A 23,518-nucleotide genomic window follows, 5' to 3' on the forward strand; every position below is an offset into this window, starting at 1 on the left:
ATGTAACATCATATTAAAAAATAAAATTTGATTTGAAGCCTTTGTATTCTTCGTTGGAGCTATTTATTCGTTTAAATTATATAGATAGGAATTTAAATTATTCACTTACAAAAAACAATAAAAACAGTAGTGATTTTATGCACTACTGTTTTTTATTGCCTCTTTCATATTTATAATAAATAAAAAGTACTTATTAATGTTTTAAAAGTGGTTTTAACTTGATGTTGATGTGACGGAACCTACAAATTTTAAAACTGTCATTGTGATTTCCATATTATTTCCTCCTCTGTTGTTGATGCTAATGATTTATCTTTATGCTTTTATTGTAGTGAGCGCTTCCATTTTTAACGATACATTTTTATATTCAATATTACATATAGGGAGGTAACGAAATATCATATTTTCTCATTAAGGGGTCTCGCCACATCACCATCAAGCTAAGACAAACAAATACCCCAAAACGAGAAAATTGACATCTTCAGGCGAAAATGGGCAATTTTTTTGTTTTGGGGTATTATAAAAATCTTAAGTTGATGGGCATGGGGTTACTTCAATATCTAAGCTAAATGCCTATGGAGCAAAACTAAAAAAAGACGCCAAATGGCGCCCCCAACTTGGGTTAATGAGGTTTTAGTTTTCCAATCTAAAGAAATATCGTATCAGCTCACAAAGAGAGTATATCATAACATCCAAGAGAAATAATATGCATTCTTACATATCGAAATAAATTTTGTATTCTTGCACTGACGGACCAGGAATAGCAAGATATGAAGCAAATAAGCGCTGTAAAAATATCAATTCATAGAAGCGATTAATTTCTGATATGACATGTTTTAATATCACAAAAGCCATCACTAAATGATGATTGCATGATGGCTTTTGTTGTTTTCTTATTTCTTTGTCTCATTGACCCATGTAACGATGTCCTGGATGACATACGCAGGAACATTGGAAGGGACTTCGTATTCATTAGGGTGACTGAATTCCCCGTCGCCCTCCGTGAAGATGTGATTCAATTTCGGATATTCTTTGAACTGAACATTACTGCGGCTTGAAAGCCCTTCTTGCCACCTCGTAAAATCGTCTTTTACAGTTACTTGATAATCACGTGCGCCTTGCAGAATCAGTAATGGCTCTTTTCGTGATTTCACTTCCTCAACTGGACGCCAACGAGTCACATCATACATGAAATGTGGAGAAGGATAATTATAGCCAGCTGGTGGGTGATTTGGATCAAAAGTAGGATCCTTAATATAAGCGAATTGTTTTTTTAGTTCATCAATAAAATCCTTAGGTGCCCCGAGGTACTGATACTGATCAAGGAGCATGTCAGTAAAAGGACGTGCAGGAGGTGCCATTAAAATACTTCCTCTTACAAGTGATGAAGGTGCTTTGCTTAGTATGCGCGGCATGGTGCCTGCTCCTTGGCTATGTCCGAGAATGAAAATGTTATCTGGATCAATGCCTTCCTGCTGCGCTGCTGATTTTGCTGCATATATGGCATCATCTGTAGTATCGCGGTCTAATGTAGCAGGTTCTGCACTCATTTTAAAACCGTGTTCTAAGGAACGTTTCTCGTAACGTAGCACTGCGATACCTCTTGATGAAAGACCAGCTGCAAGGTCTCTAAAGATTTTAGCTCCCATAAATGTACTGTCACGATCTTGTGGACCAGAACCGTGAACAAGAACCACAACAGGTACTTTTTCGCCAGGTTTATGTTTTGGAACCGTTAATGTGGCTGGTAACGGGTATGTAGTATTTCCAATTACGATTTCACGTTCTTGGTAGGAATCAGGTTGGTCATAACTAGGATGCGGGATGGTATAAGATTTCTGTGGCATCGTCCTTACGCCAACTTCATCAACTTTGCCGCCAGGCGTGAATTTAAGGAGTAGTGGAATAGTAGTTCCTTCGATAGCTCCTGGAATTTCAACCGTTTGATGGACTAGGTTGCGTTCTTTAATAACAGGTGTTCCCATGCTTGTAATCCTGCTCCCGCCACTTTGTGTCCACCAGTTTTGTAATATGTTTGCCGTAAACTTGGATTGAAAAGCAGCAGACGTTAACTGAAGTGCTTCTGCATATTTATCTTGCTGGAGATAGTCAAAAAATAATGACGTACGCTCCGTTAAAGAGACTTGTTTCTTTTCTGCAGTTTGTGCCCCTTGTGTATCCGCATGAATGGTTGTTGTAAGCGGAAAAGAAGAAATACCTAAAGAAAAGAATAGGGTAAAAGAAAGTGCTGATTTTTGTAACTTCTTTTTTTTCATCCTGTTTAACCTCCAAAATGTAATGGTATGAAATGGGTATGGTGATTAATGGAATGATTCCCTATTGGGGTTTCGGTATATGTATGGGTGAATCCTGCATACATATCATAAAAAGTCCGTATGAAAGAGTAGAATAGTTCAGCAATGGATGTATACATAAACCTTTGCTACATCATAGAAATCCATCGTTTTTCCAACAATGATTCCAATCTCGTTATGATGTCAGGGAAGAAAACAAGAAGAGAAGGAGGCATACGATGAAGAGATTTCTATGTATTAAGATACGACTGAAGTACATCATCCAAGACTAGGGCTCCAACCATTCGGATTAGAAGGAGCGGCATTTACCGCAAAGTATGCGCCAGTGGGAAAAGAAGTAGAGTTAGAAATGGATGTAGGGGAACGTGATAAGTTTAAAAGATTAGTAGCCTACGTGTGGGTCGATGGACAACTCTTAAATCAAATGCTGTGGAAAGGGGATTAGCGCGTGTTGCTTATATTTATTAGCCCAATACGAAGTATGTAGATTATTTGGAGAAGACGCAAAATTAAACACAAAAAGAAAAACGTGGCATATGGAGTGTGGAGGATTATGCTACATCAAAAGGGTAACAACTCAAAAAGTAACGTTTCCTATTAAAAATAGGAAGCGTTTTTTATATTGTGGTGTACTCGAACAGGCTAGAGCGACTATAGTGATGTAATTATGTTTTCTGTGTAATACTATGATATCATGCTTTTACAGATACAAAAAAAGGAGCTGTTAGTAAAGCTAACTGCTCCAGATCAAGGAATCTCCAAGGGGAAAGGAGAAAGACTAAGGACTTTAAATGAGTTTTGGCTAATGCCTATCCCTAATATTGACGGAATAATAAGTTTTATTCAATCGTAACGAAAGTAATGTGTAAGTATGTTACAAGAATAGTCCAATACCTATCCATGCAACTCCTAATATAGACAATGATTCGATAATAATTAAACGTTTAGCCTCATCTTGTTTTGGCGTAGTTAGCTTCCTAATTAGGGAGAATAGTCCACTTATTCCACACAAAGTAAGAGCTAATAGTAGTAAAGTACTTGTCATCCTGATCACTCCTAGTATTTGGATATTCTTATTGTATACCAAGCTACAGACTGAAAAATAGTAATGTTATTGTATCTTTTCTATGAAGTATGTAAAGTGTGACGTGAATCTTCAATGGATAGAGGTCGTGTAAGGTAACTTTCAGTATTAGAAGTATGAATATTGCGTGAAAGGAATGCAGACTGTTGAAAATATAAAAAACGTATAGTACAATAAGGGTGTAAGCTAGATTATAACGAACAAGAAGTCGGGTGGTTCTGATTCTCGTTCTATTGATAGGTCGTAAGCTTCTTGAAAAGTCTTGGTTTGGTCACCAAGGCTTTTTTCGTACGCAGACAGGAATAAAAGCACTGCATGTCGCAATACTATATAGAGTAGTAATCTAGGTTTCAACGTCTTTGCACTTCAAAATGATACTGCATTGGTCGTGTGCAATGAAAGTATGGTCAGTACTTCACCTTGGAACCCAATCATAACTACAAACTGGTCTTAGTGTCGCTATTTATAGCGGCACTTTTTTATTTAAGAAGATGTCTTACATATTCAGTTATACCCTTACCTATTTCACTTTTGGTGAAAAAGTAATGTATATTTCTAAGGAAACTGAATGCTGTAACGATTGTGCCAAAAGAAAAAAGACGCTTACGTTTCTTTTCTCTCTCTGAACGTTTACGGGTGGTTCTAGTATTCTCCACGTTCTATTGTCACCTCCTCTAAAAAGAGAAGGGCAAAGACGGCACATATTCAGTGTACAGTGTTTGACAAATCTCTACAAGAACTTATTTTCTGGTATGGAACATTCGAATATGTAGGATCAATTTCGAGTAAGATGTTTGAAGAAAAGTACAAAGGTTATATGTACTGATTCTCTTTTACTAGATAAATAGTATCAGTGGATTTAAGATTTTTTCATGTTGTAATTAAGCTAAGTTAATGGAATACTATGATGAAATTTAGTGTGATAAAGGGCATAAGTGAATGGAGGGAATTGGATGGTTCATAACATAATACATAATAGATTCAAACTACGAGAAATCGAAGAAAATGATTGGAAGGATATACATATATACACATCACAGTCCATTGTCTACCGATACCAAGCATGGGGCCATAATTCGGAAACGGAAACAAAAGAATTTGTAAACCAAGTTCTTCAAGATGCAAGTAAGGTCCTGAGAAGTCGATTTTCTTTTGCATTGGTTGAATTGGAGTACGAAAGAGTGGTAGGGGCAGGTGCGATTATGATTCGAGATTTTACTAATAGGGAGGGAGAAATAGGGTATAACATAAATCCAGATTATTGGGGAAAGGGAGTTGCAACGGGGGTAGCAAGGTTGCTGATTACATTTGGATTTGAGGAATTAAATCTTCATCGTATTATCATGATGAGTGCGAATGCTGATGTACGGGTTTGCACTTACATGAAGCAGAAAGTACACAGAATGTGGTTACACCGATTGGTAAAGTAGGGGGGGGAATGTGACTTGAAAAACAGCTATATAAAGGGATTTACAATAAATCACTTTATATAGCTGTTTACATAACATATCTAATAGGGATTTATAAAAAACAAGTGAATAAATCTCAAAACGAAAAAAATACTTATATCATTGAGACGGAAAGAGAAATTTAGTAGTTACATTTTGAAATTTGCATTTAAATAATATTTAGCAGAATGCTTAGCTAAACCGGCTATAATGAAAAGAATTAAAGGAAATGCTCTATTTCGACATCACAACAATTAAATTTTGTAAAATACACCATCTATTTAGTCTTAAGGAGTTAAAGTAAACTGTTTCGCATTAAAATGTTATATATTAGATATGTTCTATAAGCAATCGTTTATAATATTAATATGTATAGCTGAACGTACCAGAAACTAAAAGATATTTATACTGATGAAAGGTAGGGTATATGATGCCTTTATAAAAGCGTGAAAAAATAATCATTAACAACTTCGCACGAAATACCAATTTTACGAACAATAAGATGTATAATTTAAAATCAAATACAGTATTTAGGGATTTCGAGCTCGATAGCATGAATCTCTGTATATTAGTATGTGTCTATATAATTCATGCTTCATATAGAAATCATAAAATGCTAAGTTAGTTATTAATATTTTTTATGGTAGATTACATTTTAATTTATAAGATTTTTTCTTAAGTTGATCTAATTAACCCCTCATAATCATGATTAAATTAGCCAATTCATGTTAGATAACGAATTTTAAACTGTTTTCATATATTGATTTTTTTGTATGAATTTATATAAAAAAATTGTTTTATTTTACATACATTTATATGTAGTTTTTACACTAATTTTTATGGTTTTATACAAATTTATCACTTAGTTAGCTATAATTTTCATTTGACTAACTACACTATATCATTCAATTTTGTGTATATTTTAGTATTTCATAATTTAATTATGTAAATAAGTTTGTGTAAAAATTGAATTTAACGCGAACTTGTGTTCGATTCCGTTTTCTGTTATATTATATATGAGGTGATTTTTATGGACTACAGCAAGCAACGTCAAAAATCCGTACATCGTAAAAAATTATACGAAAATCTAAACGAAATGCCCTTTTACATAGAAGAATTTGTGGAGTACAAAGAATTGCATGACGCCTCTCCCTCCACCCTACTGAATTATGTATATGATTTTAGAGTCTTCTTTAATTGGCTATTATCTGAACAAGTTATTGAATTAAAACCTATTAAAGACATATCCTTCGCTGATTTGGAGAATTTAAAGAAAAAAGATGTTGAGAACTTTATGAGATTTCTAAAACTACAACAGAACATGCAGAATTCTTCTGTTAACAGGAAAATTTCAGCCTTAAAATCCTTATTTAAATACCTTACCTCCCTATCTGAGAATGAAGATGGAGAATGTTATTTTTATAGAAATGTAATGGCTAAAATCGAAATACATAAAGATAAAGAAACATTAAATGCTCGTGCAAAACGTATGAGATCTAAAATATTTCATAATAATGATGATCAAGAGTTTTTAAATTACGTTAAGTATGAGCACGAAAAATCTTTAACAAAACATCAGTTGTTCTATTTCCTAAGAGATAAAGATCGCGACGTAGCAATCCTCTCGCTTTTTCTTGGCAGTGGCATTCGTGTAAGTGAATTGGCGGATCTACGTATGGAAGATATAAACTTAAAAGAAAGACTCATTGATGTAATACGAAAAGGAAACAAAGAAGATTCTGTATGGATTACCCCAATTGCATTAAATGATCTTGAAAAATATATGGAAATTCGAGATAACAAATACGCTCCAGGGAAAGAATTGAAAAATGTGTTTCTATCAAAATATAAACATACTGCACAGCCTCTTTCAGTTAGGGCTATCCAAGATATAGTAGAAAAATATACTAAAGCTTATGGAAAAAGAATGTCTCCTCATAAATTAAGACATACATTGGCAAATAAATTATATATGGAAGAGAAAGACTCATTACAAGTCATGCAGCAACTTGGACATACGAGTCAAGATACAGCTTTGCTATATACACAACTTGGGGAAACAACTATTAAAGATAGTTTAGGCAGAATAGGAAAGAATAAGGAATAAAAGTTCAGCAATTTTGCATTGTTGAACTTTTATTTTTTTACATACTTAAGTTAAGCTTTAAAAGCTATTTATTATTCGTTTTAAATTTGATTTTATTATGTAAAAAATACATAATTTGAATCCTTCTATAATTGGTATATAAAGACTCTCTCTTGTGGATTTATAAATGAAAATTTTAGATTACTACAATTGTTGGTTACTTTAAACTCATTTTTAACGAATAATTTTGGATATACTGAAATAAAAATAATTATTTCAAATTATTTTTATTTTTAATGGTATTGAAGGAAGGGGACTATCGTTAAAAGCATCCCAAAACCAAAAGTCATAATTGCTTAACTCCTTAAACAATTCTCCATAGTTTATCATAATCCCCATTGTAGGTATGTGATATGTGATATATGCTAATCACTATGGTTTTAAAATTTTCTGTTTTTAAATAGATTAATATTTAAATGTATTGGAATGATGAACGGATGTTGAGAGTGTGCAATATGTGAGAAATTGGAGTAACTGCCGCCCTGACAACGGAATCTGATTCATAATTGAATCAAGATTTCCTTACCAGAAGAACTTCAACATAAATCTAAGTTTTTAAATATTAGTTCTATCAATGAATTTAAGATAAGAATAAGTTCAGAATAACCTTAGTATGTTGTCGCAACTAATTCTTTAGATCTATCTCATATTATTCGGAATTAATTCTAAGGTTATTCTGTTTACTTTAATACTCATAATAAAACTAAATACTCGTTTATTCTCAATATGTTGTACGTTAGCACTTTTTTAAAACATAAACCAGAGGAGATTCCTACTATTTAGTAACAATGTAAAATTGAATTTATCATGGATAAACCATTTAACAAATAGTTTGCAGCACTGAATGATTTACAAAAGAATACCCATCGATACACTACGAATAAAAATAATCAGCTAATCGAGGGAATATAATTATTTTTATTTAATTCGCACTTGTACTTCTTGTTCTTGTATTACTTGAATGATTAACTCCAATACAATATTTTGTATTAACTGATGCTCATTATCATGAAGTGTACTTTGTTCTGATATGTATTGAATACATTGATATATATACCCTTCTACCAATAAGCCCCCTTTTTCAACTGTAAGTGTATTTTGCCCATTCTTTTTTACCTTTGGTATTAAAAATTCGGTTTTTGTCAAAATAATCTCCTGTTCAACCTCTTTTATTCCTATGACTTTTTCTTTAAATACAACCTTTTCTCGTAAACTAATTTCACCTTTATATCTTCCTATTTCTATTGGTAGTTTCGCTGTAATAAAATTATTTACGTCTTCCCCATTTTCACTCTCTAATATTATACTGTGAATAGGAATCCATGAAGATGCCTCTACTTTATTCTCTTCTTTATTCCCTTTATTTTTTTTGTTATATAATTCAAAATGAACTCTCTTCTCATGAAGATTTAAAGAAACTAATTTACAATAACTATCCGAATGATATTGTTGCACTGTATTTAATAACTTACAATCTAATTCACGCCCTTCTACACCTTTTTCATTCCTAAATACAAATGCTTCTTGATTTTTTACATTTATTTTTGGAAATATTTTAAAACTAGTTACTTCTGAAAAAATAGAAAATGGAGTTTTGACCACCAGTGAGCGTATTAAAGGCCCTATTTGTGATCCAGACGCTTGACCTTCTTCCTTTAATTCAGGTGGTACTTCTTCTTTTTCACCTTTTTTTTCGTGTAAATTATCTTGTATATTCAGGTTTTTATACTTGTAAATTTCATCCCATATTCCCTTACCAATCCATGGATTTTTCATCACCATCCCCCCGTCTGATGAAATTCAAAAAATTTGTTTTTTTGTATGTGACCATTTCATCATTATATATGTTGTATAAAAATAAAAAGAAATTGTCTTTGTTAAAAAGACAATTTCTTTTTATTTTTATAGTGCTACTTGTACTTGTTGTACTTGTAAAACTTTTAAAGTAAGATCTAGTACAATTTTTTCACGAAGCGTATCAAATGGTTCGTTTAGGTCTGTAGAACAAGGTGAAAAGTCTAATTCAAAAAATTGAGCGCTTACTAATTCACAATATGGTTGTTCGTTATAAAAAACTGCATTTTCAAAGAAATATTTGTCTAGACGTGGTAAATCACCGTTTTTAGGATTTATAAAATGAGAAGTAGTGTCCGAAGAAGAAGCTACTAAAGCCAATGATAGAAAATCACCTTCTGTCAGATCTGCAAAACCAGAAAATGGAACATTTGCAATACGATCATATAGAACTCCATTACACTCGTTATTTGCATATTCAATATTTTTACGAATATAGCCTTGTACAAATAATTTTGCTCTTGTAACTCGTCGGTAAGGTGTACCTGGTACTGGTACGAATGCTACAGGCACTAACTTACATTGTGTTAAAAATACGTTTTTTAATATGCGTTTAATTTCGACTGCTGGAGGCTCTAATGAAATATCGGACTCTACAACAATTTGAAGCGTTCTTTCAGCTAATACAACTGGAATCTTTACAATGGGTGCTCCTGGAGTAACAATTGGTGTTGCAGTCTCATCACTTAATGGTGTTTGGGTTTGTCCTTCTACCTGACATGGTACATTAATTGGACATTGTTCGCTCATGTTTCATGCTCCTCTTTTTATAAGATTTTAGAGTTTATGAAATTTTCAAACTCATAATACCTGTATATGTCTTTCTTCTATTAATGTTTGGGTTCTATAGTAGTCTCTTTAATCATTATCATTAAGTTGGTATAATCTAATCATTTTTATTGAAAATTCAGAAAATTAATATTTTTAGACAGATACTAGATTATAGTAATTAAAAAGCTGACTTAAATTATTTTCAGTTTTTTAGCTTGCGAAGCTGAAGCTTCAATGTACTTAGAACCTTTCACCGTTTTTATCATTGACCAGGCTTTCTTTAATTCTTGCCAAGATGTTTCGATTACTTGGTTTAATTCATCATTTTTACCACTTTTCATAGTGTTCCCATTTGTTGATTTTCTTTTTAAATATTCTACCGTGTTCTTTATTATGGCGATCCACACAGATTGTTTCGAAATTATCTATATCAAGTGCAAGCTCTTTGATATGATGAACAACTAGTTGTATCTTCTTACGCTGGGCACTCTCACTGTACTCATTCGTATCAAAACGAATCCGACCATTACGTTTACAGTCTTGATATTCATAGTTGTCACGTTTCTTTACTTGTTCACGTATACTATTCCCGTCACCACTGTCATAGAACTTACGCTTCTGTTGTTTAGTTTTATATTCATTTATCTGTCTTTACCCAGCGTATTCGATTCCCTCTATCTCTTTCCAATAAATCTTTTATTGGCGTTTGTGTGAGATATTCTACAGAATAAAACATCGGCTTCTGTTCATATAACTTATAATATTTGAATTGATTAACATTAATCCCAGACTTCTTGTACGCTTTCTCATGAGGTTTAATGTATTTGATATATGTTTTTTTATCAATAGGTATAAGGCCGAGTGCAGCAATCTTACCGTTTAATACACTTTCCAATTATCCTCATTCCTCTCTTAATTTTCTCCAAAATAAAAAGCACCCAATTATGGATGCTTAGATATACTTTAGACGCATCTTCATTCTTTTTTATTAAATTGTGATCTATGTCTTTCAATGTCAACTCTTGGTGTTTTTACTCTTTCAGACTAACAGCACATATTAATTACATGTAACCTTTTCAAACTACACCAATGCATACTATCCTGCACTTAATTACAGAAATTAATATCCTTAAGCTTTTGCAATTAAATAAAATTCAATTGGTCTTGGACTCCCTGTTCCTGGCGTTGGATTAAACGTAGTAATTACCCATTGATCTATTCTTCTAGGAAAACTCTCCATTGCATACAAAGGAGCGTAATCCTTTGGTGCCCATCCTCCATTTATAACTTTCATTCCAGGCGCATTTAAAAAAGCAACAAGATATTCGTCTGTATTAATATCATAGCCTGCCCATCTAAATGATATAAAACCATTTCCAAGGTCGGTTTGTGACGCTGAACCAGGTGGCTTCTTTATAAGAAAACAGCCTACCTGGGGTAACCATGAATTAAATAAAGTTAGTTATTAATTTATGCCTTGATTTACGTTTTTTACTTAATAAAAAGCACTCCATAAGGAATGCTTTTATAATTTTCACTTATTTATTTGTTCACACCAAAATGATAGCTTTAGATTAACACACGTAATATATGGAGATATAATCCCTCTACTATCTATCTTATATGCATAGCCTTCAATGTATACAATTTCCCTACATCAAGAATAGGACCTCCAAAATTATCATAGACTCTTTCTTTTTCATATACTCTCGTCTTTGACATATGTAGAAATTCTAATTCCACTATCATTTTTACCCTCTCTCTTCTATCTACATATCAAAAGGCGACTGTCCACCAGTGTTCCTTTCGTCAAATTTTTATATTATTTTTATAAATGCGGTAAATGAAGTTTTATTCTTCTTCCAAAATCAATTACACCTAAAACAACGTGTGGTTAACCAAATCCAGATACTGTCTTCTAAGCCCAATTTTTTATTTTTCTAAAACAATTCCTGCTATTTCATTAGCATATTTTTTAGAGTCAAATTCATCATAGTTACTTAGTACTACAACAGACAAATATACTTTTGGAAACCGCATGAAGTATGAACGATAACCTGCCCAGCTACCTGAATGTTCCAAGTATCGACAGTTAAAACCTTCTGCAAGCCTGAGCCCAAAAGCATACTCTTCATTATCAATAATCGTTTCCCCAGTTGGAGAAATTTCCGGACCTAGTTCGCTCATTTTTTTAACAACTTCTTTTCCACCAACAGTACCTGTAGTTAGATTTTCTCCCCACTTTACCAGGTCTTCAACTGTTGCATGTACTGCCCCATCACCTGTATGTTCCCAAGGACTTTCATAGATTTTATATGTTCCTTGCTCATTCTTCGAATACCCACTAGTAATGGGTATAGTAGTTGGGTAGTTATCTATAATTGTTGTGTCTCTCATATTTAAAGGGTCAAAAATACGCTCCTTTGTAAACTGACGTAGAGACTTGCCACTTACCTTCTCTACCACTTGTGATAATAAAAAATATCCTGTATTGCTATACTCAAATTTTGTGCCCACTGGGAACCTTGCAATTTGATGAGCATTTAGGTGTTTTAGCGATTCTTCCACAGTTAATGAATCAGTAAATTTAATATTTGCTGCTTCAGCCAATGCCATATAATCAACTAGCCCACCAGTATGATGAATTAGATGTCTCAATGTTACTGGTTCAGCATATGTTCCTATAGAAGGGACAAACTTTACAATTGAATCATCTAAACCCAATCTTCCCTCTTGTTCTAAGAGTAGTATAGAAAACGCTGTAAATTGTTTAGAAACTGAGGCGATATTAAAAACGCTCTTTGTGGTTATCGGTAGATTTTCCTCTATAGAAGCTAAGCCAACTGCACCTTTATACGTTACTCCACTATCAAAACTAGCAATATATGCAAAGCCAGGGGATTTGGGGGAAAATTTGTTCAATAATTGTTTAATGGGAGTATGTGTCTTTTCATTATATGTATTATTCATCTTAATCACGTACCCTTCGCTTAAAATGATTACAAATATAATAAAAAATACTATATATAAATATCAGTGTAAGTGTGTAAAAGTTATACCATATGTCGTATGGCCTATTATAAAAAGCAAACTTAATTAAGTCTGCCTTTTTGATGTTATTCCAAATCTAATTAGTTTTGATAATATATCTTTTGTTTACGCTGAAATGGATAAGTTTTAATTTCATCCGTATCTAAATTTTCATTAAATAGATGTATGGCTATAATTTGTCTACAATCATAGGTATGATAATAATATATACCAGACTCCATACACATTGCACTTGTATAAATGGTATTATCTATTGTACCTTCTTCCGTTATCACTCCACCTTTTGGAAGCTCACAATTTGATAAGATATGAAAAACGGCCGATATCCCTTCCTCTTCGTTATCTATCCCTTGAATATTTTGTTTACTATACGCTGCCCTTACAAACCTTGATGGTGGGGTGAAATCCCCAGGGAGTCCCATCGAACCTGAACCTTGTCCAAAAGCACTTAATGATACATCCCCCCATTGGGTTGGTGCATATGGCTGCGATTTAAGACCTATATATTGTCTTAAATTTTGTAAATGCCAGTTAAACTCAGGACTATTGGTCATTACCCCTAGCGGATTATCATACATTTTTAGCCCCTCAATTGTGGGCTCTAATACAATACATTCTCCCCGCTTATCCGCTAAGATCCAATGTAGCGGTGGAGTAACTCCTAAAACAGATAATGATATATCTAAAAAAGAAATACTCTCTACAGATTTCTTTAACTCTTCGACAGAATTGAATTGTGTGAGACTCCATGCCACAAAATCAAATGAAGCCAGATTTGTTTTATTGTCATCTATACTGTTACTATAAGTAGCGAATCCTGGAAAATAAAGTGTTGCACATGTCATACCTGATTCATTTACTCCATCTGCCAGAATGACCCTTCCTTGATAGTTAATCCCCATCCCGACAACTGCTTGTTTCGCCTTGATATTTTCACCAGTTATATTGTTCCATTGATAACGCCGAGGAATGATTATTACTTCTTGATTGAAATCTAATGTAAAATCCATCGTTCGTGCAAAAAGGTGCTGACCGTTTTTTGTCTGTAATGTCAAACTAGTACACATAAAGAACACCCCTTTATTTAGTTTATATGAACAAAAACTCTTTTAATTTCTACCTTGATAAGCAACCACTTATTTCCTATTCTTTTTTCTTACCTATATTGATTGACTCTCCTTTCAAAATATTAAATTTTTAATACAGTATGCCAAATACTATAAGGAAAATAAAAATTATCAAAGAGGTTAATAATCGATTTTAAAATTCATCCCTATCAACTTAAAAAGCTATTATAAACAAACTTCAATAAAAAATGCCATCCCCCTCTTTTTTTATAACTCGATTTTTTAATTAGAAGGATGTTAATCAGTATGCATAGATTTCGTATCATCAAAATTATTATAATTATCATTTTGAGAAGAATAACCACTATTAGAATTATTATTAAAATGTGGGTACTGAATAAATTCATTATACAAAAAAAAACACCATTCTTTTCCACAGCCTAATTTAATACCTAAATAATTCATATATTTAAGTTAATTATTTTTCCTATTATTCTTCTTCATGTACAAACAACAAGAAAAAATTTTTCTAGATCATTTTATCAATAATTAAGACACAGTTATATAGTGAATAAGCCTAGTTAATCCTTAAAGTAGGCTTTTCTAATATATCGCTAAACCATCATAAAGGTTTTCACTGGATACCTTCATAAAAACATAGATAATCAGATAGTCTTGCTTCTTTTTACTGATTTGAATGTCCTTTATGCTCCCTTCTTTATCAATTATTCACTAGAGATAGTTAAACCCGTTTCCTTTAAGTTATAGACCGTATAGCAAAAAAAAGCTTAAAATATTAAGAAAATAATCGATTTTTTATTATGAGCACATATATTTTTTTAATCTTTTTAAATTCAAAATTTATATATTGATAAATAATTAATGGAATACCCGAAAAGGAATAATTTACCTTTTATTGGTTAGAATGATGTACGAATCTATCTAATAAAAGGAGTTGGTTTTATGTGCCAAAAGCACAGCAAGTGTAAATGTAGTTTTGTTCCACCATCTATTCTATCTAATATGGCTAGATCCGGAATTGATGGAACACAATTAACAATTAAAAATAGTAGAGACTCTAGGTTAAAGAGAAAAGAAAAAGACATTCATGTGTTGGAAGTTGAAGCTGGAATTAGTAAAAATCCATCATTAGAATTTTCATCAAATGAACAAGCGCAACGTCAAGTATACGATTGTGAAAATCAATGGGAATTGCGTCATAAAATGGTTCGCGCTGAAGGTGATCCTAATACCGCAGATGAAATTGTTAGTCACGCATATGAATATGCAGGTCTTGTACGTGATTACTTTAAGAATGTTTTAAATAGAAATTCCATTGACAATCGTGGATTAGATTTAATTTTAAATGTTCATTATGGTGTGAATTTTTTAAATGCATTTTGGGATGGAGATGAGATGGTTTTTGGAGATGGGGATGGTCAAATCTTCATTAATTTCGCAAACTCTAAAGATGTGATTGGTCATGAATTAACTCATGGGGTTACACAATATACTGCAAATTTAATGTATGAAGGCCAATCTGGAGCTTTAAACGAACATTTCTCTGATGTTTTTGGAACTGCGATTAAACAATATTCTAATAAACAATCAGCAGATGATGCAGATTGGTTAATAGGAAATGATATTATGGGTCCTAAATTATTTGGAGAAGCTTTACGTTCAATGAAAGCACCCGGAACAGCTTTCGATAATCCTTTAATGGGGAAAGACCCTCAACCAAGTCACATGAATAATTACTTTGACGGTCCTGCAGACAATCATGGTGTACATATTAATAGTGGAATATTCAATAGAGCTTTTTATCTAGTTGCAATGGACATTGGAACGGAAAAATCGGCTAAACTATGGTATCATGCACTACAAAACCTTTGGACAAACGCAAATTTCAAAGATGCCGTACAAATATTAGTTAGATCTGCACAAATCCTTACTAAAGATGGAGAATTGCCGTTTGGTACAACACAGACTGTACGTGCAGCATTTAGAGACGTAGGACTCTAAATACTCATTTATTGAAGAATTAAGAATGGAACAAAATAATACTAGGTGGAGAAAAACTTATGGAAATTAATTTTACCTCTCATGGAGGATTTGCCAATTTACAATTAGTTTATAATGTAGAAACAAATAAATTACCAACAAACATTTCAAAAAAAATACAAAATATAATAAATAAATATCAAATTTGGGAAATAAACGATACTATTACTGAAAAGCACACTTCCCTCCCGCCTAGTATTTTCTATTACGAACTATTGTTAAAGGATAATGATAAGCAAAAAAACTTTATCTGTAATGATTTAAATGCCCCTGTAGAACTTCGTCCCTTATTAACATTTTTACAAGAACTTGCTATAAACCATAAATTAGATTTACAGTAAAGTATAATTGTATTGACCAATACATACTTACAAATATTAAATAAAATTCATCTGAAAATAGTCCAGTATAAAATTTAAAAAAGGAATTTTAATACACGTACTAATAACTATTGAACTGAAATAACTCCAAAGAGACCTCTATAAATGATCTAAAAGCCTTCCAACAAGTAAGCATAGTGATAACAATCTAAGTTGATGGTAATGGAAATGTACTGGTACTTACCTATCCTTCCATCGCCTACAATGGAATTCTTGCTGATTTGTTGACATTCAATCCTGGTCAATTAAATTAACCTTATCAAGAATTTATCTAATGAATGTAGGTGAACATGAGTTAAATCTCGCCCTTGGTTTATCCCATTCAAATGTTCGTGATGCACTTATGTTTTCAAGTTACAGTATGGCTCTTAGATCATTAAATAAGGTTGATACAGGAAGAATCCAATCTATTTATTGTCTAAATACCTAAATCTTATTATTAAATTATTAACAATGCATTAAAAGAATATACAAATAACATTATATTTTATCAGCTAATACCACCAAATCCTTTGGTTACAGAGATTCTTACTGTTAAATTATAATTCACATAAGTGTTAATAGGATTTTATACGCATGTGAAATTCCTTATTCTATAAGTATTGAATTACCTATCTAAAATAATATATTTAATCTAACTTTGAAGGACACAATTAATGAATGAATTATCTAAGCTTAACTATTAAATTCTTATGAAAGGACTAATATATTATGACAAAAAATAATTCGAGTATTCCAGAAGATGATTTTTCGACATTATTCGTGAAAGAAAGTGAACAAGTGGAACTTCTTAATGAACTTAATAAAAATAAAGATTTTATTGAAAAAGATGCAGGGAAATATTTAGATTTGGACTTGGAAAAACACATTTTAGCAACCTATTATGCAGCAATTAATTTCGAGGAATTAAAATCAAATGAATTATTCAAAGCATTACAATCCTTGTTAAAAAATACACATAAACCAGTTAAGTATAACCCTACACAATATTTATATAATTGGGTGGATTTGCAAGAAGACGGAAAATTAAAAAGTATCTACTCAGGGAAGATACGAAACCCAGAAGACGTTATTGCTGAAGACTTTGAAATACTCACCAAACGAAAAAATGAATTAGATTTACTTCTTGCTAATCACTCATTAACAGAAAATGAATTAAAAACCCAAAAAAAGCGAATTGAAGAAAACAATAAACTGAACTGTGAACATGTAGTACCACAATCATGGTTTCATAAACAGGAACCAATGAGAGGTGATTTACATCATTTATTCGCATGTGAACCATCCTGTAACTCATTGAGAAGTAACTATCCTTATCATGATTTCTCAGATTATGAAGGAGGTAAAGAACTGAAAATTATTAGACAAGAGTGCGGAAAATTAGAGGAGAATTTATTCGAACCTGAATATGCTAAAGGCATAGTGGCTCGAGCTACTTTATACTTTTTACTAAGATATCCAGATGAAATTACAAACGATAAAGAAAAAAATATAGATATTGAATTATTACTTAAATGGCATGAAGAATTTCCAGTAAGTATATATGAACGACATCGAAATCAAAGTATTCAAGACACCCAAGGGAATAGAAACCCCCTTGTTGATTTTCCTAACTATGCTCGTAAAATTGATTTTCCATTGAGTTCTTCTTGAGTTTTTATAATTCAAATAAATATAAGTTAAAAAAGCTTAATACTCACTCCCTTACCTTTTTTAGGAGGGAGTTTTCTTTATTTTAACAAAATAAACCTTTTAATAATTATATACAGAAAAACCATAGACTTAACTACTTCTACGGTTTTTGATTTATCTATATTTTAATAATAAACTTGAATTCAAATACCATTTGTAATTCATCTTACCCCTAATTCACATAACTAAATTATAAAAAATAAATTTGAGCTAATGGATAATAGCTCTTTAAAATACCTACATAATCCATACCTTGATCAGCAAGATATTTACTGCACCATCTACAGAAGTATTCATTTGAATAATCTCTTCCCCCACTACTATATACAATTAACATCGGTTCAATACTATACGGTTTTGCAATGTATTGATTAAAAATCTCATCAACTACATCATCTATTTCTAAGAACGTATTTCTACCATAATTAAAAGATTGATCAAACAAAGAAGAACTACTAATTGTAAATCCTCTTTCAAAATAATGTTCATTATATATACGATTCAATACAAATGAAGTTATACAAATAACATTAGCCCTTAAAGCTTCTTTTGGCCAATTCGGGTATAATTCCGAAGCGCTAACATTTTTTATATATTCCTTAAAATCCACTTTGTATCTTGGAGCATTTTCATAAGGATTCCCATCATGAACTATAATATATTGCGGTATTTGTAGATTATCTGCATGTAAAGGAATATCTGTAGAATACATAGAGTACTGCTGAAGTTGTCTTTCTAAATGCTGTTTAGTTAATTTATGCTGAGTTACATCAATAATTTCTATTGATTGCAGCTCTCCTGTTCGATTTATAGGAATCATTTCTACTCTTTGTTTTGCTGTAGTTCCCGCAAAAATTTGTACACCTCTAACTATTTTCACACCATAATTAGGTGCTTCAATTGTAAGGACATATTCTGAATAAGGTTTAGGGCCCGAAGGATCTGAAGCAGATTCTTTAGGAGGAGCAGATAAAGAAACGACACTTGTTAAACCAATATCATTTGTTTGAAGTGTGGTAATAATTTGACTACCCTCATCTTGCTTACGAACGTATACCTTTGCACCCTTGATTGGTTTATCTGTATTCATTTCATAAACAGACACAATTAACTTACCACTTGATGCGCGATAAGTATCTCGTGTATCATAAAAAAATTGTTGATTATTCAAAAATATATTTGGTTGATAGCATAACTGCTTTCCTGTATCCCATAGATAAGAGAGATAATCAATCAAAACTATTCGCCCTCTCTCTATAACAATTCATTGCAATCACTCCTTTATATTTTTATTACTTTCAATGATTAATAATTAGGATAGTATCCATTTTGATTTGGGTAATGAGATGTGGAGGGATTTGTCATAGAAGGTGTAGAGGAAGGATTAATAAACAATTGGTTTGTATGTTGAGAAGGTGTGTATGTTTTAATATTTGCATCTGTATTTGTCTGTACTGGTATGGGGTTATATTCCAAATCTCTTGTGGTACCTGCAGTATATTGTAATTCTTCAAGTAATCTCCATAGTTCTTTACGCACTACTCCTGTTACAGTAAAACTTTTAATTTTTTGAAATTCCTTTACTGATTTTTCAGTTCCAAGTCCAAAAAATCCATCTATTTCCCCTGTGTAAAAACCAAACCTTTTCAATAAACTTTGTATCATTTTTACACTTTCTCCTTGGCTACCATTCTGCAAAATCGGGTAAAAACCAGGAAGATTTGTCACATATACATATATATCATTTAGCTTATTCCAAGTTAGCTCATCTACAATTCCATTATCAGGAATTTGAAAATTCCTTTGAAAAATTTTGACTGCATTTACTGTATTTGAATCAAACGTGCCGCTTATTATTATTTCAGGGATATTTGAATATTTTTTTCTTATTTGAAATAAGTATTTCTGAATAGTCCGAACAGCTCCTTTTTGGTCTCCTTCCTTTATATTATAACCTGGGAATGATTTGGTTACTTGTATAAAGTCAGCTAAACGGATTTCTACATTTTTATAATAATATTTTAAAATCTCCATATAATTCATCCCTCGTTCTGCAAGGCATGCTGTCCCCCATTGATAAAGCATCCCTGGTCGACTTGCAAATGGACATGGTTGCTTTTTACCAGCACGATATTGCGCAAAAAGTGGTGCGTTTTCACCAGGCTTTGCAATGTATTGTTTAAATACTTCCTCTACCACATCATCAGTTTCTTCAAAAGTATTTCTGCCATGAGTATATTTATGATCAAACTGTGTAATACCTGTGATTGTAAATCCTTTATCTTTATAGTAATTTGTATAAATCCGGTTTAATGTATAGGAAATGACACAAAGTGCATTAGCTATCAATGCATCTTTCTTCCATGTTGGATATACTTCAGAAGCAAGAACATTTTTAATATAATCTTTAAACCTTAGCTTGTATCTTGGAGCAGGCGTATTGGGATGACCATCATGAACGATAACAAATTCCGGTAATACAACATCCACATCTAAGTTTTGTCTTGACTCTTGTTGTTCCTTATGTTCTTGTTGTAGTTCCTGTTGTGATTCTTGCTGAGGATATTGTCCAGTTAATGTATGCTCGGGAATATCAATTATTTCAACAGAATCTCGTCCTTCTGTTCCACTAACAGGTATAAGTTCCATTTTTTGAACAGCTGTAACATCTTCAAAAATTTGTGTACCGCGCAGTACTACAGGTGCATAACCTGCAGCTTCAATGGAAATTGCATATTCTGAATACGGTTTAGATCCTAAAGGATCGCTCGCATTCTCTTTAGGGGGCGTAGGCAATGCAACTGTATCAGTTTCACCGAATTCATTCGTATACAAAGTAATAATATCACTTTGGCGGGAAGATAAAATACGTCCTTCCCCTGTCATTTTATAAATAGATACTTTGACACCCTTAATCGGACTTTCTGTATCTTTTTCATATATTTTTGCAAATATCTTTCCGCTTGGTTGCCGATAAAAATCTTCCTGACCTTTATCACTCACTCCTGCTACAGAATATGGTGGTTTATAACCTCCTGAAGAATATGGATAAGAATTATACAAATTCACCTCTCCTCTCGATAAATCCTATTTATATTAAAACTCTAGTATATAAACAAAATAAAAAGGCCCTTTATCCATGATATTATGCTCAACTCTATTTTTTGAAATCATATAATTGCCTATTTTCTTTAAAGATTCTCCAGATTTTTTAAAAATAAGTATGGACTACTCTACTTTTACTTGACCACTTCCTGCTAATCTACCCAAAATCTCCTTCAATCCAAAAGGTTAATCTAGTTATATTTTATTACATACTATAAAAGTCAAATAACCTTATTTACAAAGATAATTTTATGTAATTCATATTTATATTTGTCTATTACAAAGAAAGTTATGAATTGAAGATTTAAGTTGATTTATAAAGGGATTTTCTAAGATTACTCCTTTAAAATCTATATTTTATAAGTAGAAAAAACTCTTACAAATATTCGAATATAGTAACTTTAATAAAATCGATTTTATCTTTTTACGATTAGTACCTGTCATATTAAAGTTCAATCTAACTATAATAAGTAACAGTATTCTAAAATCAAGGGGTGAAATATGGAGAATTTACCCACTCTTAAATTAGGTTCCACAGGCCATTACGTAACAATACTCCAATTAAATTTAATTGGTTTGGGACTAAGCTACGAGAAACTTGCTATTACCGGCTTTTTTGATGAAAAAACACATAAATGCACAAAAATTTTCCAAGAGAAAACTAAATTAAAGCCTAATGGGATAGTAGAAGTTAACACTTGGAAATCATTGTTTGAGAACGTAATATTACTACAAAAGAAGCTACAATCTATAGGGTTTTATTTTGGACAACTTGATGGAGTATTCGGTTTATCAACTACCAAAGCCACACAAGAATACCAAAAAGAGCAAAATTTATACCCTTCTGGAGATATTACACCGAGAACACGCCACAAATTATTTAATCCCAATTCTCAATCTGAATTTTATACTAGCTCTAATCATTTACAATCCTTACATCCATATGTGGAGATGTTGGCTAAAGAATTTCTTCAATTAACAAAGACTAATGGCTTAGATGTTCGAATATATTCAGTGTTTAGGAGTTGGAGTGAACAAGACCGGTTATTTTCTTTAGGAAGATGGAAACCGGGTAAAAAGGTTACAAACGCTCGAGGCGGCGAATCATATCACAATTGGGGGTTAGCCTTTGATGCTGCACCTTATGAAAATAATTCTATACACTGGAATAACATTAAAAAATTTAAGCAAATGGGGTATATAGGGGAACAACTTGGTCTAACTTGGGGCGGGCGCTTTACTACCCTAGTTGATTATCCGCATTTCGAATATTCTTTTGGATTAAGTACTTGGGATCTCCTTAACGGTATTACCCCTCCTATTTTAAATATATAGCTTTTCATGTAACTTAAATCACATCAAGAAATTTTTCTATTTATAAAGAAAAAGTATCCTACCGGATGCTTTAATTGTTCATTCAAAAAGGTAACTGAACAATTACATATTTAATGTCCGTAAATTCAACTATACCATTGCTTGTCCGAATCTAATTCAACTCCCACATACTCCTTAGGCATTAGAGAATGACACTTTACGTTGTTCTTTGAGAAAAGAATCTTCTGGGCAAAATGATAAATGTTTTATATATTCCAACAAAAAAGAGATGCCATCTAATCATCTCTTCTTTAATCATGAAGTGGAAAATGGTGTAACTTACCCTGCTTTAACATATGTAAAATATATTAAAAAGTGTTGGTGATAATACAATAAATACAAATGAAAAAAGATAACTATTAAGCCCCATTACTGGGGCTTTGTTTAACATTGGGATTCTAAAATTTCATCTAAGTCAAGCCCTACTTGTTTCCATCCTGAACCTTGTATCCATACCGATCCCGCTACAGACTTAGAATCGATATGGGTAACATACATATTTATAACTCTTCCATCTTTCAAACGGAATCGTGCCCACTTATTCATGCAGCCCTGACCAGTTGGAGGCACTGGAGGCCAAGATGGAGTCGGTTGCGGTTGTATAGCACCTGGACCTATAAATGGAGCAACTTGTGGTGCAGGTCTCGGATAATCTTCATTATAAATAGGATAATCATAAAAATAAGGGTAAGGATGATTATACATTTTTCCACGTCCTTTTATATATTAAGTTTCTAGATATGTCTATGAGGGGTGGGTATATCTGTATCCGCGCGAATCATCTAAACTCAATCTTCCCTCTTGTTCTAAGAGTAATATAGAAAATGCAGTGAATTGTTTAGAGACTGAGGCAATATTAAAAATATTTTTTGTGGTTATAGGTAAATTTTTCTCTATAGAAGCTAAGCCAATCGTACCTTTATAAGTTACCCCGCTATCAAAACTAGCAATATATGCAAAGCCAGGAGATTTTGGTGAAAACTTGTTAAATAATTGTTTAATCAATGTATGTGTCTTTTCATTATATGAATTATTCATCTCAATCTCGTACCCCTTCCATTAAATAATTCAAAATAGATTACCCTATTATCTTTCTCATATTGAATTCAATTAACCTTCATATCGAATCTTTGATATGGGGAAAATCTCAAGTTACCTCATTTTAGTTTCCAA

19 protein-coding genes and 3 pseudogenes are annotated in these 23,518 nt (G+C 32.2%); 8 read left to right on the top strand and 14 right to left on the bottom strand.

Annotation, left to right across the window (positions count from 1 at the left end; genetic code table 11):
* Positions 1-890: 890 nt before the first annotated feature.
* The gene (locus tag D1166_RS27380) at positions 891-2,273 is read right to left on the bottom strand and encodes an alpha/beta hydrolase family protein (protein ID WP_118043502.1); all 1,383 of its coding nucleotides are present in this window, start codon (positions 2,271-2,273) and stop codon (positions 891-893) included.
* 340 nt (positions 2,274-2,613) lie between these two features.
* Here D1166_RS27380 and D1166_RS31970 point away from each other — a divergent pair.
* Positions 2,614-2,757, top strand: a pseudogene (locus D1166_RS31970) (thermonuclease family protein); the annotation flags it as partial.
* A gap of 429 nt (positions 2,758-3,186) precedes the next feature.
* Here D1166_RS31970 and D1166_RS31435 read toward each other — a convergent pair.
* Entirely contained in the window at positions 3,187-3,357 is a 171-nt protein-coding gene (locus tag D1166_RS31435) for a hypothetical protein (protein ID WP_000204757.1), read from the bottom strand.
* Between the two features lie 992 nt (positions 3,358-4,349).
* Between D1166_RS31435 and D1166_RS27390 the strand changes: the two genes are divergently transcribed.
* Together D1166_RS27390 and xerS are read left to right on the top strand one after the other, a co-directional pair.
* Positions 4,350-4,826, top strand: a complete 477-nt coding sequence (locus D1166_RS27390; protein WP_098221073.1) for a GNAT family N-acetyltransferase — start codon at positions 4,350-4,352, stop codon at positions 4,824-4,826.
* A 1,048-nt stretch (positions 4,827-5,874) separates the two neighbouring features.
* Positions 5,875-6,951, top strand: a complete 1,077-nt coding sequence (gene xerS / locus D1166_RS27395) for a tyrosine recombinase XerS (RefSeq protein ID WP_000386619.1) — start codon at positions 5,875-5,877, stop codon at positions 6,949-6,951.
* Positions 6,952-7,908: 957 nt separating this feature from the next.
* Here the strand turns inward: xerS and D1166_RS27400 are convergent.
* From D1166_RS27400 to bsh, 8 genes and pseudogenes are all read right to left on the bottom strand, one after another.
* Positions 7,909-8,766 carry a BC_2427 family protein gene (locus D1166_RS27400; protein WP_097855916.1) on the bottom strand — a complete coding sequence of 286 codons (858 nt, stop codon included), beginning with the start codon at positions 8,764-8,766 and terminating at the stop codon, positions 7,909-7,911.
* Between the two features lie 126 nt (positions 8,767-8,892).
* Complete coding sequence (locus D1166_RS27410) at positions 8,893-9,594, bottom strand: CsxC family protein (protein ID WP_097846021.1); 702 nt, start codon at positions 9,592-9,594, stop codon at positions 8,893-8,895.
* Positions 9,595-9,818: 224 nt separating this feature from the next.
* Positions 9,819-9,938: pseudogene (locus D1166_RS27415) on the bottom strand (phage head closure protein); the annotation flags it as partial.
* 4 nt (positions 9,939-9,942) lie between these two features.
* The gene (locus D1166_RS27420) at positions 9,943-10,260 is read right to left on the bottom strand and encodes an alpha/beta hydrolase (RefSeq protein WP_097846022.1); all 318 of its coding nucleotides are present in this window, start codon (positions 10,258-10,260) and stop codon (positions 9,943-9,945) included.
* On the bottom strand, positions 10,253-10,510 hold the full coding sequence (locus tag D1166_RS27425; RefSeq protein WP_097855917.1) for a hydrolase: 258 nt from the start codon (positions 10,508-10,510) through the stop codon (positions 10,253-10,255). The genes D1166_RS27420 and D1166_RS27425 overlap by 8 nt, the downstream gene beginning before the upstream one ends.
* Positions 10,511-10,744: 234 nt before the next feature.
* Positions 10,745-10,909, bottom strand: a complete 165-nt coding sequence (locus D1166_RS31440; RefSeq protein WP_165851682.1) for a hypothetical protein — start codon at positions 10,907-10,909, stop codon at positions 10,745-10,747.
* A 638-nt stretch (positions 10,910-11,547) separates the two neighbouring features.
* A complete protein-coding gene (locus tag D1166_RS27430; RefSeq protein WP_118043503.1) occupies positions 11,548-12,585 on the bottom strand; it encodes a serine hydrolase domain-containing protein in 1,038 nt (345 codons plus the stop codon).
* A gap of 161 nt (positions 12,586-12,746) precedes the next feature.
* Positions 12,747-13,733 (bottom strand): choloylglycine hydrolase, encoded by a 987-nt coding sequence (bsh, locus tag D1166_RS27435; RefSeq protein WP_086424145.1) that lies wholly within the window; start codon positions 13,731-13,733, stop codon positions 12,747-12,749.
* 963 nt (positions 13,734-14,696) lie between these two features.
* On the opposite strand from bsh, the gene D1166_RS27440 reads away from it, so the two are divergent.
* The 4 genes from D1166_RS27440 (at position 14,697) to D1166_RS27455 (ending at position 17,827) form a co-directional block, all read left to right on the top strand.
* Positions 14,697-15,755: a M4 family metallopeptidase gene (locus tag D1166_RS27440; RefSeq protein ID WP_000336537.1), complete on the top strand. Its 1,059-nt coding sequence runs from the start codon at positions 14,697-14,699 to the stop codon at positions 15,753-15,755.
* Between the two features lie 59 nt (positions 15,756-15,814).
* Positions 15,815-16,135, top strand: coding sequence for a protealysin inhibitor emfourin (locus tag D1166_RS27445; RefSeq protein WP_097855918.1), 321 nt, complete (start codon positions 15,815-15,817; stop codon positions 16,133-16,135).
* Between the two features lie 283 nt (positions 16,136-16,418).
* Positions 16,419-16,604, top strand: a complete 186-nt coding sequence (locus D1166_RS27450) for a matrixin family metalloprotease (RefSeq protein ID WP_255256468.1) — start codon at positions 16,419-16,421, stop codon at positions 16,602-16,604.
* A 281-nt stretch (positions 16,605-16,885) separates the two neighbouring features.
* Positions 16,886-17,827 (top strand): endonuclease I family protein, encoded by a 942-nt coding sequence (locus D1166_RS27455; protein ID WP_065230024.1) that lies wholly within the window; start codon positions 16,886-16,888, stop codon positions 17,825-17,827.
* Between the two features lie 229 nt (positions 17,828-18,056).
* Here the strand turns inward: D1166_RS27455 and D1166_RS27460 are convergent, their stop codons facing one another.
* Together D1166_RS27460 and D1166_RS27465 are read right to left on the bottom strand one after the other, a co-directional pair.
* Entirely contained in the window at positions 18,057-19,103 is a 1,047-nt protein-coding gene (locus D1166_RS27460; RefSeq protein ID WP_065230025.1) for a SpoIID/LytB domain-containing protein, read from the bottom strand.
* A gap of 68 nt (positions 19,104-19,171) precedes the next feature.
* Positions 19,172-20,929 carry a peptidoglycan-binding protein gene (locus tag D1166_RS27465; protein ID WP_065230026.1) on the bottom strand — a complete coding sequence of 586 codons (1,758 nt, stop codon included), beginning with the start codon at positions 20,927-20,929 and terminating at the stop codon, positions 19,172-19,174.
* Positions 20,930-21,472: 543 nt separating this feature from the next.
* On the opposite strand from D1166_RS27465, the gene D1166_RS27470 reads away from it, so the two are divergent.
* Positions 21,473-22,306: a peptidoglycan-binding protein gene (locus D1166_RS27470; RefSeq protein WP_098339869.1), complete on the top strand. Its 834-nt coding sequence runs from the start codon at positions 21,473-21,475 to the stop codon at positions 22,304-22,306.
* Positions 22,307-22,729: 423 nt separating this feature from the next.
* Here D1166_RS27470 and D1166_RS27475 read toward each other — a convergent pair whose 3' ends face one another.
* Positions 22,730-23,050: a hypothetical protein gene (locus tag D1166_RS27475; RefSeq protein WP_065230028.1), complete on the bottom strand. Its 321-nt coding sequence runs from the start codon at positions 23,048-23,050 to the stop codon at positions 22,730-22,732.
* Between the two features lie 69 nt (positions 23,051-23,119).
* Positions 23,120-23,383: pseudogene (locus D1166_RS27480) on the bottom strand (serine hydrolase); the annotation flags it as partial.
* Positions 23,384-23,518: the final 135 nt, after the last annotated feature.

Origin of the sequence: Bacillus sp. ISO11, from assembly GCF_003458115.1 — a bacterium.
Lineage (GTDB): Bacteria > Bacillota > Bacilli > Bacillales > Bacillaceae_G > Bacillus_A > Bacillus_A cereus.

Excerpts from the sequence above, each read along its gene's own strand:
- D1166_RS27400 (WP_097855916.1), bottom strand. The coding sequence starts at position 8,766 with ATGAAAAATCCATGGATTGGTAAGGGAATATGGGATGAAATTTACAAG.
- bsh (WP_086424145.1), bottom strand. The coding sequence starts at position 13,733 with ATGTGTACTAGTTTGACATTACAGACAAAAAACGGTCAGCACCTTTTT.
- D1166_RS27470 (WP_098339869.1), top strand. The coding sequence starts at position 21,473 with ATGGAGAATTTACCCACTCTTAAATTAGGTTCCACAGGCCATTACGTA.
- D1166_RS27440 (WP_000336537.1), top strand. The coding sequence starts at position 14,697 with ATGTGCCAAAAGCACAGCAAGTGTAAATGTAGTTTTGTTCCACCATCT.
- D1166_RS31435 (WP_000204757.1), bottom strand. The coding sequence starts at position 3,357 with ATGACAAGTACTTTACTACTATTAGCTCTTACTTTGTGTGGAATAAGT.
- D1166_RS31440 (WP_165851682.1), bottom strand. The coding sequence starts at position 10,909 with ATGAAAGTTATAAATGGAGGATGGGCACCAAAGGATTACGCTCCTTTG.
- D1166_RS27410 (WP_097846021.1), bottom strand. The coding sequence starts at position 9,594 with ATGAGCGAACAATGTCCAATTAATGTACCATGTCAGGTAGAAGGACAA.
- xerS (WP_000386619.1), top strand. The coding sequence starts at position 5,875 with ATGGACTACAGCAAGCAACGTCAAAAATCCGTACATCGTAAAAAATTA.
- D1166_RS27475 (WP_065230028.1), bottom strand. The coding sequence starts at position 23,050 with ATGTATAATCATCCTTACCCTTATTTTTATGATTATCCTATTTATAAT.
- D1166_RS27445 (WP_097855918.1), top strand. The coding sequence starts at position 15,815 with ATGGAAATTAATTTTACCTCTCATGGAGGATTTGCCAATTTACAATTA.
- D1166_RS27380 (WP_118043502.1), bottom strand. The coding sequence starts at position 2,273 with ATGAAAAAAAAGAAGTTACAAAAATCAGCACTTTCTTTTACCCTATTC.
- D1166_RS27390 (WP_098221073.1), top strand. The coding sequence starts at position 4,350 with ATGGTTCATAACATAATACATAATAGATTCAAACTACGAGAAATCGAA.
- D1166_RS27455 (WP_065230024.1), top strand. The coding sequence starts at position 16,886 with ATGACAAAAAATAATTCGAGTATTCCAGAAGATGATTTTTCGACATTA.
- D1166_RS27430 (WP_118043503.1), bottom strand. The coding sequence starts at position 12,585 with ATGAATAATACATATAATGAAAAGACACATACTCCCATTAAACAATTA.